Origin of the sequence: Lentihominibacter sp., assembly GCF_046951855.1 — a bacterium.
In the GTDB taxonomy this organism is placed as follows: domain Bacteria; phylum Bacillota; class Clostridia; order Peptostreptococcales; family Anaerovoracaceae; genus Lentihominibacter; species Lentihominibacter hominis.
Genome location: NZ_JBKTXS010000022.1, coordinates 1 through 8,924, shown reverse-complemented (window position 1 = coordinate 8,924; position 8,924 = coordinate 1). Strand labels below are relative to the sequence as shown.

The window sequence follows — 8,924 nt, the reverse complement described above, 5'->3', positions numbered from 1 at the left end:
ACGATCAAATATATGAAATACCGCAAGGGTATACCTAGATGATCGTTAAAACGATCAAATATATGAAAGGAGAGGTTATGAGTACTATAAAAAAAATTCATACTGATAAGGCTCCTGCTGCCGTAGGTCCTTATTCACAGGCTATAATTGCAAATGGTGTTGTATATACATCGGGACAGATACCACTTGATCCGGCTACAGGTGAAATTGTGGAAGGTGATATTAAGGAGCAAGCTGACAGAGTTATGAAGAATATCACTGCAGTTGTTGAAGAAGCCGGAACTAATATGAAAAATGTCATAAAGACAATGTGTTTCTTGAGTGACATGAATGATTTTGCCGACTTCAATGAAGTGTATTCAAGATATTTTACAGAAAAGCCGGCAAGATCATGTGTCGCTGTCAAATCGCTTCCTAAAAACGCTCTGTGTGAAATAGAAGTGATAGCGATTCTTTAATACATTATTATAGCTCTTACGGGACAGACAGGAGCGCAGTATCCGCATGTCAGACATATCTGATGATTTACCTGAGCTATTCCGTTTTCGTTCCATCCTATAGCTTTGTTGGGGCATCGCGTTATACAGGATCCACATCCTTCACAGTCACCTGGATCGATGTGGATTTTTTTACTGCTTATATCGGGCTGATAATCACAAGGAAGAGTGCCTTCTGCAAACGATACAAGCCTGTCTATCTCTTCTTTTTTACCGATTCCCACCATGATGGAGTCTATCCCTTTGAGTGAGGAAACGTATTCCAGTGCTTTTTGATACTGACCTGTCAGATTGCCTCCTCCAAACGCTTTCATAGCGAAAACACCTTTTCCTGCATCGGCGCATTTTTCGATAGCTGCAGCCATTTCCTCCGGCGTTCCGTGACCGGAACCTTTTCTTATGCCCAGGCCGGCAAAATTTATAAGGGGAAAAACAACGTCACATTCGGGAATTGAAGCTATTTTTTCTGTGACATCAATGTGATGAGTGGATATACCGATAGCTTTTATTATTCCTTTTTCTTTATAATCTTTAAGACATTGCCACGCTCCCTGTCTCATATCCCAGTCAGGATCCTGGCGTACTTCATGGAGAAGAAATATGTCTATGATTTCCAGATCCATTTCCCGCAGCGCCTCTTTTACGGCATATTCCATTTCTTCATAAGAAAGATCGAGACTTTTTGTACATATCACAGGTCTTTCCGGAGCATCTGCAGACATATCTATATCTTTAAAAGCTTCTTTTAGATAAGGATATGTTTCATAGTATTGAGCTGTATCAAAAAAATTTATTCCTTTTGAAAATGCATACTTTATTAGCTTGGCTCCTTCATCTACAGTTAGATTCAGCTGTGTGTTTCCAACTGTCAAAACGCCGAAGGAAACAGGTGATACATATAAATCGGTATTTCCCAGTCTGTTTTTTTTCATAGTTGTTCCTCCTCTTTATGATTTATTCTATTTGAGATTTTATCACAGGGAAGTCGTGTTTACAAATTGTCATTTGAAATTATATGATTTGTGAAAGATTGATTTATAAAAATAGAGGTTTATATTGTCAGATGACAACGCATATTTATTGTGACTGAGAAATATTAAAATTTAAAATAGATTAAACCTAAAAATGTAAATGTTTACAAATCACTAATTAAGTGATAAACTATATACAGTTACATCAGGCGGATGTAGTTTAGTGGCAAAACCTCAGCTTCCCAAGCTGAAGTTGTGGGTTCGATTCCCATCATCCGCTCCATATAAAAACTCACGAATCTTTTATGATTCGTGAGTTTTTATTATCTTAGAAAACGTATTAAAATCTTTTTACAAGCGTATTTTAAATGTCTTAGGAGCCAGTTTGTATACTAACATCAAAGAGATCAAACAATAGGAGATGCTGAATATTATACATGCGATACCAAAGAACAGTGTCGGCAGCTTAAATTGCATCATGAAAAAGCAAATAAAATATGTAAGGTATTGTACTACGATATAGGTGCTGTTTTTTATTTTTGTATTGATATTATAAGGCTGAAGAAGATAGTAAAGCACCAGATAATGAACTGAAAAGAAAATACTTATTGCGTTTATAGAAATAAATAAAACGAGATAATTAAGAGGATCTTCAGTACCACCTGTAACATACAAAAGAGTTGCCAGTCCTATTCCTATAAAGGAGGACGGCAGGAGGTTGATTCTTATCAGGGTTTTGAGCCGTTCTTTGAAAATGCTTAAAATAACAGTGGGCCTTCTATAAAATTTATAGGTCAGCATACTGTGGTCGCAATTCATAAACATTGCCTGAGTTATAACAGTACCTCTGTTGAGAAAGTACATAATAAATACGAAATAGGGAAGGTAGGTTAGGGCGATTGTGTTAAGATTTTCTTTTATGTCAGGTACGATATATGAAATCATAATAATCATGGCGAATATTATAATTATAAATAATGTTTGCTTTTTAACTGCCTTTGTAAGCAGTTTGCTGTGTCTTTTTACGAAAAGTTCATGAAAATAAGCGAAACCACTTTTAGTACTGGCTATATCTTTGTCATAGTCTATACGTTTAGCCATATTAATTTTTACTGCATCTGAGCTTGTAGCATTTTTAAAAGCATATACATTTTCTGTAGTCAGAATCAATTTATATAGTTTCTTATAATCTTTAAAACTGTATATTTGTATAAGGCTTACGATACCTATAATAAAACTAAGGGTCAGTAATATTGTAAAAATATTAAAATTGATGACTATACCAAAAAAAGGAGGTATATAAGCTACGGCTATCATAATGCCGACAAAGATCCAATATCCTTTTGTTGGCATATTCTCATTACTGGCAGTACCTGTTTTTTTATATTTCAATATATCAAGGGCAATAGCTGTCATTTTTGACATTACTACAAAAAACGGCAGAGCTATACAGATCCACAGTGGAATACCATACAACATCCCTGATATAACCGTTACAGGCATGAATCCTATCACCACTCTGAGCATCGAATAGCAGTAATTTGACAGCGCAAATTTATTGGCGTTCATGTTCATAATGATGATGGCGTAGTATTTGTCCTTGCTGGGATTAAACAGATATGTATTGAGTACACTTCCGGCCAAAGTAAGGAAGAGGAAAATGTGAAGAAAAGTATTTCCTTTATCAGTATCGAATAAAGAGGACATAAAAACTATCATAAAAGTTATATATATTATTTTCCCCAGAAATGTGCCGGCAATTTCCCATATAGCACTGATTATATTACCCAATACTTTAAGCCCTTTATTTTTATACAGACTATCAGGCAGTATCTTTCTTACAAGAGGAAGTCCTTTTATGGAATATATGATGCTGTTTACTCTGTAAGTGTTTTTTAATTTAAAAGATGTGGCAAAAGTCTCCATCATACTTATTCCTCCTTTAACGTTTCTATAATCTTATTTTTGAAACTATCACTGTCAAGATAATTTTTATCTATTTGTTCAAGAATACCTTTGTTTAAGATTACTATTTCATCGCACAGATCTAAAGCCAGTTCCATTATATGAGTGGAAAATATTATTATATGGTTGTCTTTTATGCTTCTCAGCATCTGCTTCATTTCTTCTGCTACGACAACATCAAAAGAAGTAAGCGGTTCGTCAAGCAACAGGACATCAGGACTCGCTATTATGTTTACGAGCATTTGCATCTTGTTTTTCATTCCATGGGAATAATCTTTCATGAGCTTGTCTCTGTCACTTTCATTTATTTTCATAAGGTCGAAATACAGATCAATATCTTTTTTATCTTTGATTTTGTGCTCGTTGATTTCAATGAAAAATTTTAAAAATTCTCTTCCTGTGAGGAATTCGGGAACATTGGGGGTAGAAAGCACATATCCTATGTATTCGGGAGCAGGTTTACTGCCGTTTTCGTCTTCTATATAAAAATCGCCGGCATCAATGGGAATGTCTTCGTTTATGCAGTTGAACAAAGTAGTTTTACCGGCTCCGTTTCTTCCCAGCAATCCATATATTTTACCCTTTTCGAATTCAAAGTTAATCCCATTTAATACTTCCTTTTTTTCGAAGGATTTTTTCAAATCTTTTATTATTAATTTCATATAACACCTTATTCCTTTTCTGTTTTGTAAAAGTATAACATAAAATACTGTTCAAAACAAAACGAGGGGGGGGGGTATGTTTAGCTGAATTTTAGGGATTGACAACAGATTGATAATAGTATAAAGTGAAAAGAGTGTTTAGATTTAATGCGATAAAGTGATAATACAGTTGCTTGATCAGTATTGAACATTTAATTAAACAGTAATGGAGGATAAAAATGAAGAAGAAATTTCTGTGTATTATGATGATCATGGTTATGGCGGTCGGAATATTCGCCCTTACAGGTTGTGGCGGATCTGATGATTCAGCAGATAAAGACAAGCTGGTAGTAGGACTGGACGATACATTTGCACCTATGGGCTTCAGAGATGAAGACGGAGAACTTGTAGGTTTTGATATTGATCTGGGAAATGCAGTAGGAGAGGAACTTGATATGGAAGTTGAGTTCAAACCTATAGACTGGAATGCGAAAGAAACTGAGCTTGAAGCAGGTACTGTGGACTGTGTGTGGAATGGAATGTCCATAACACCGGAAAGAAAGGAAAACATGTCTCTCTCAGATAAGTATCTGAATAATAAGATCGTGCTTATGACTCTGGCAAATTCCGATACTGATGTGACTTCGGCAGATCAGCTGGCCGGAATGAAAATAGGAACTCAGGTAGATTCATCTGCGCTTGAAATGCTTAAATCAAATGAAGCTTATGATTCTTTCAAAGATAATATCAGTGAATATGATACATATGATACTGCCATTATGGATCTTAAAGCGGGAAGAGTTGATGTTATCGCCGTGGATCAGGTTCTGGGCGAGTACACAAATAAAAACCTGGGCGGAGAGCTTAAAGAATGCACTTATTCACTTGGTGATGATTACTATGTAATAGGTTTTGCTAAAGACAACACTGATCTCAGAGACAAAGTAAATGATGCTTTGAAAGTTCTCATGGACAACGGCAAAGCTGCAGAGATCAGCGAAAAATGGTTTGGCAAAGATATCGTAGTTCTTGAACCTCTTGAAGACTGATTTTAAATTTATTTTACAGTAAGGATATTATTATGGATAAGGTAATGGAGTTTATTCCTTTTATGCTGGAAGGAGCTGTAGTTACAGTCGAATTATTTGCACTGACTCTCGTCATATCTCTGCCGCTGGGTCTTCCTATAGCTCTTGGGAGCAACAGCAGAATAAAACCACTCAGTTTTATATGCAAGGTATATGTGTGGATTTTCAGAGGAACACCGCTGCTACTGCAGCTGTTCTTCTTTTACTTCTTTTTCCCACTGGTTCTCAATATACAGATGAATGCTTTTATCACGGTGGTTCTGACATATGTGCTTAACTATGCAGCATATTTTGCAGAAATATACAGAGGAGGTATTAACAGTATTGACAGAGGGCAGTACGAAGCTGCTCATGCACTGGGCCTTTCGAAACGGCAGACCATGGGAGATATAATACTTCCGCAAACCATGAAGGCAATACTTCCTCCTGTAGTCAACGAAGCGATAACTCTCGTTAAGGATACTGCGCTTGCATCGTCTCTTCCTGTTATAGAGCTGATGAAAGCAACCAACAGTGCAGTAAACAGGATGACAGACATGACTCCGTTTTTCTTTGCTGCCATCATTTATTTGATAATGACATTTGTACTCACGGTCGTAGCCGGCAGATTGGAAAAATATTTTTCCAGATATGATGCTAAGGAGGAATGGTGATGAGCAGAGAAACCATATTGGAGATGAAGAACATCGTAAAAGATTATTCTGGCTTTAAAGCTGTCGATAATGTGAATTTTTCTATGCACAAAGGAGAGATAGTAGCTATTATCGGCCCTTCCGGATCGGGAAAAAGTACGCTGCTGCGATGTATCAATGGTCTCAACAGTATAACATCGGGACAGATAGAGCTGAAGGGAACTACCGGAATGGTTTTTCAGCACTTTAACCTTTTTCCTCATATGACTTGTGCAGAGAATATTACATATGCGCCTATAAAAGTAAAAAAGGAAAAGAAAGAAAATGCATATGAAGAAGCGCATAAGCTTCTTAAGATGGTAGGTCTGGAAAGCAAAGCGAATGTATATCCGGCGCATTTATCAGGAGGTCAGAAGCAGCGTATAGCTATTGCCAGAGCTTTGGCAATGAAACCTGATATCATGCTTTTCGATGAACCTACATCTGCACTTGATCCTGAGATAACAGGTGAAGTTTTAAATGTAATGAAGCTTCTGGCAAAGGAGCATACTACTATGATCGTAGTCACACATGAAATGGGATTCGCCAAAGAAGTAGCCGACAGGGTCATTTTCATGGATGGAGGTGTCATAGTAGAGGAGGGAACTCCCAAAGAGATCTTTGATAATCCTGAAAACGAAAGACTTATTTCTTTCCTTGGATCTATGCTCAGAGCGTAAATTATACGAATCGTTATTTTCTATTGACATGATAATTCTGTTATGGTATAAATGTAAGGATGTTAATGTATATAGAAAATTGGAGATAGCGATGAGAGGTAATTACGAAAGATTCATTAAAGTTGAAGATATCAATATTGCTGAGAGGGATCATCTCGGATCTGTCGGTATTGATATTTCTCATTTTTCAAATTGTCATATTTTACCCGGTCTTACGGATGTACACGTACATTTGAGAGAGCCGGGTTTTTTATATAAGGAAACTATGAAAAGTGGTACACTGTCAGCAGCCGCAGGTGGATTTACTGATATATTTTCCATGCCTAATCTTGATCCCTGCTCTGACAGCCTTGATAATCTTAAAGTACAGCTGGATGCTATAAAAAAGGATGCAAAAGTTCATGTGTATCCATACGGAGCAATAACGAAGGGTGAGCTTGGAAGCGAACCTGCCGACATGGAGCAGATGACCGAATATGTTATAGGTTTTACTGATGACGGCAGAGGCGTGGCATCAGAGCAGATGATGAAAGATGCAATGATACGGGCGAAGGCTTTGGGTAAGCTAATAGTGGCTCACTGTGAAGATGAAAGTTTTCCAAAAGAAACCTCCGAAAGCGAATGGAAGCAGCTTGAACGCGATATAAAGCTGATAGAACAGACTGGCTGCAGTTATCATGTGTGCCATGTTTCAACAAAAGAGTCTGTGGACCTGATAAGAGCAGCAAAGAAAGAGGGGCTTGATATAACCTGTGAAACGGCGCCTCACTATCTTACTATTTCAAATGATGAGATTGAAGACAGCGGCAGATTCAAGATGAACCCACCTATAAAGAGCCGTGAAGATAAGGAAGCTCTTCTTGCGGCCATAGCTGACGGGACGATAGATATGATAGCCACTGACCATGCTCCTCACAGTATTGAAGAGAAAAGCAAAGGATTTGCAGGAAGTGCATTTGGTATAGTAGGCATGGAAACAGCGCTGCCTGTAATGTATTCAAAGCTTGTGGTACCGGGCATTATAACTATGGAAAAACTTATAGACCTAATGCATGAAAATCCGAGAAAACGTTTCGGATTTGAAGCTACACCACTGAGAGAAGAGCTGAAAAAAAATGCTCCGACATTTTCAATCTGGGACCTGGAGCATGAATACGTAATAGACCCGGAAAAATTCATGACAAAGGGACGAAGCTGCCCGTTTGAAGGCTGGAGCGTAAAAGGCAGATGTATGATGACTGTAGTCGACGGAAACATCGTCTGGAAGTATTAATGTGAAGTATCAATATATAGCAATGAAAATACGGAGAAATATCAATGAAGAAATCAGATTTCAAAATATTATCCAATAAAAAAATCGCAGATAAAACCTACGAAATGAAGCTTTTCTGCAGTGGGGAGCACGGGATCTCCAACGGAGGACAGTTTGTCAATATAAAACTTGACGGCTTTTTTTTAAGAAGACCCATTTCCGTATGTGACTGGACAGACAGCAATATTACAATTATATACAAGACTGTAGGTGCGGGAACAGAGAAAATGAGTAAAATGGAAGCAGGACAGATGCTGGATATTCTGACACCATTGGGCAACGGTTTTAATATTGAAGATGAGAATACCGGTGAAAAACCTGTACTTATAGGCGGCGGCGCAGGTGTTCCCCCCATGTACGGACTGTGCAGGCTTCTTATATCCAAGGGCGTGAAACCGTCTGTAATTCTGGGCTTTAATTCGCAGAAGGACAGCTTTTACATAGAAGAATTCAAGGCAATGGGAGCAGATGTTTACGTAACTTCCGCAGACGGCAGCATCGGTACAGAGGGCTTTGTAACAGACGCTCTTAAAACTATTGAGTATACTTACTTTTTCGCATGCGGACCAGAAGCAATGCTTAAGGCTATTGATTATACTGCGGATAAGAAAACAGACGGTCAGCTTAGCTTCGAGGAAAGAATGGGATGCGGGTTCGGAGCATGTATGGGGTGCTCCTGTGAGACAAAATACGGAAGCAAACGTATATGCAAAGAAGGTCCTGTATTAAAGAGAGGAGAGATAATATGGTAAATACCAAAGTGGATCTCTGCGGAATAACGCTGGACAATCCTGTTATGGCTGCCAGCGGAACCTTCGGATACGGGTATGAGTTCGCAGAGTTATTCGATATAAATATACTGGGAAGCTTTTCTTTCAAAGGAACAACTCTTGAGCCGAGATTCGGCAATCCCACGCCGAGAATAGCGGAATGCAGAGAAGGGCTTATCAATTCCATAGGTCTTCAGAATCCGGGAGTAGATAACGTAATAGAAGAAGAACTGCCTAAGTTGAAAAGATGTTTACATAAAAAAGTTATGGCAAATGTCGGAGGCTTTTCAGTGGAGGAATATACGGAAGTATGTCAGAGGCTTGACAGC

9 protein-coding genes, 1 tRNA gene and 1 pseudogene are annotated in these 8,924 nt (G+C 38.1%); 8 read left to right on the top strand and 3 right to left on the bottom strand.

Features of this window, described 5'->3' with window-relative positions:
* Nucleotides 1-77 precede the first annotated feature (77 nt).
* Nucleotides 78-458, top strand: coding sequence for a RidA family protein (locus ACLR96_RS06955; protein WP_177270565.1), 381 nt, complete (start codon nt 78-80; stop codon nt 456-458).
* Here the strand turns inward: ACLR96_RS06955 and ACLR96_RS06950 are convergent.
* Nucleotides 455-1,429: an aldo/keto reductase gene (locus ACLR96_RS06950; RefSeq protein WP_177270563.1), complete on the bottom strand. Its 975-nt coding sequence runs from the start codon at nt 1,427-1,429 to the stop codon at nt 455-457. The two genes, ACLR96_RS06955 and ACLR96_RS06950, sit on opposite strands and share 4 nt — an antisense overlap.
* A gap of 248 nt (nt 1,430-1,677) precedes the next feature.
* Between ACLR96_RS06950 and ACLR96_RS06945 the strand changes: the two genes are divergently transcribed.
* A tRNA-Gly gene (locus ACLR96_RS06945) sits at nt 1,678-1,751 on the top strand.
* A gap of 68 nt (nt 1,752-1,819) precedes the next feature.
* On the opposite strand, the gene ACLR96_RS06940 is transcribed toward ACLR96_RS06945, so the two are convergent.
* Nucleotides 1,820-3,397, bottom strand: coding sequence for a hypothetical protein (locus tag ACLR96_RS06940; protein ID WP_177270561.1), 1,578 nt, complete (start codon nt 3,395-3,397; stop codon nt 1,820-1,822).
* 2 nt (nt 3,398-3,399) lie between these two features.
* Nucleotides 3,400-4,095 carry an ATP-binding cassette domain-containing protein gene (locus tag ACLR96_RS06935; RefSeq protein ID WP_177270560.1) on the bottom strand — a complete coding sequence of 232 codons (696 nt, stop codon included), beginning with the start codon at nt 4,093-4,095 and terminating at the stop codon, nt 3,400-3,402.
* 218 nt (nt 4,096-4,313) lie between these two features.
* Here ACLR96_RS06935 and ACLR96_RS06930 point away from each other — a divergent pair, with 218 nt between their 5' ends.
* The 6 genes and pseudogenes from ACLR96_RS06930 to ACLR96_RS06905 all read left to right on the top strand — a co-directional run.
* Nucleotides 4,314-5,123: a transporter substrate-binding domain-containing protein gene (locus tag ACLR96_RS06930; protein WP_177270558.1), complete on the top strand. Its 810-nt coding sequence runs from the start codon at nt 4,314-4,316 to the stop codon at nt 5,121-5,123.
* Nucleotides 5,124-5,155: 32 nt separating this feature from the next.
* Nucleotides 5,156-5,815, top strand: coding sequence for an amino acid ABC transporter permease (locus ACLR96_RS06925; protein ID WP_177270556.1), 660 nt, complete (start codon nt 5,156-5,158; stop codon nt 5,813-5,815).
* Complete coding sequence (locus tag ACLR96_RS06920) at nt 5,815-6,513, top strand: amino acid ABC transporter ATP-binding protein (protein ID WP_412265487.1); 699 nt, start codon at nt 5,815-5,817, stop codon at nt 6,511-6,513. The genes ACLR96_RS06925 and ACLR96_RS06920 overlap by 1 nt, the downstream gene beginning before the upstream one ends.
* Nucleotides 6,514-6,604: 91 nt before the next feature.
* Entirely contained in the window at nt 6,605-7,786 is a 1,182-nt protein-coding gene (locus ACLR96_RS06915; RefSeq protein WP_177270554.1) for a dihydroorotase, read from the top strand.
* 44 nt (nt 7,787-7,830) lie between these two features.
* Entirely contained in the window at nt 7,831-8,577 is a 747-nt protein-coding gene (locus ACLR96_RS06910; RefSeq protein ID WP_177270552.1) for a dihydroorotate dehydrogenase electron transfer subunit, read from the top strand.
* A pseudogene (locus ACLR96_RS06905) lies at nt 8,571-8,924 on the top strand (dihydroorotate dehydrogenase); the annotation flags it as partial. The gene ACLR96_RS06910 and the pseudogene ACLR96_RS06905, both read left to right, overlap by 7 nt.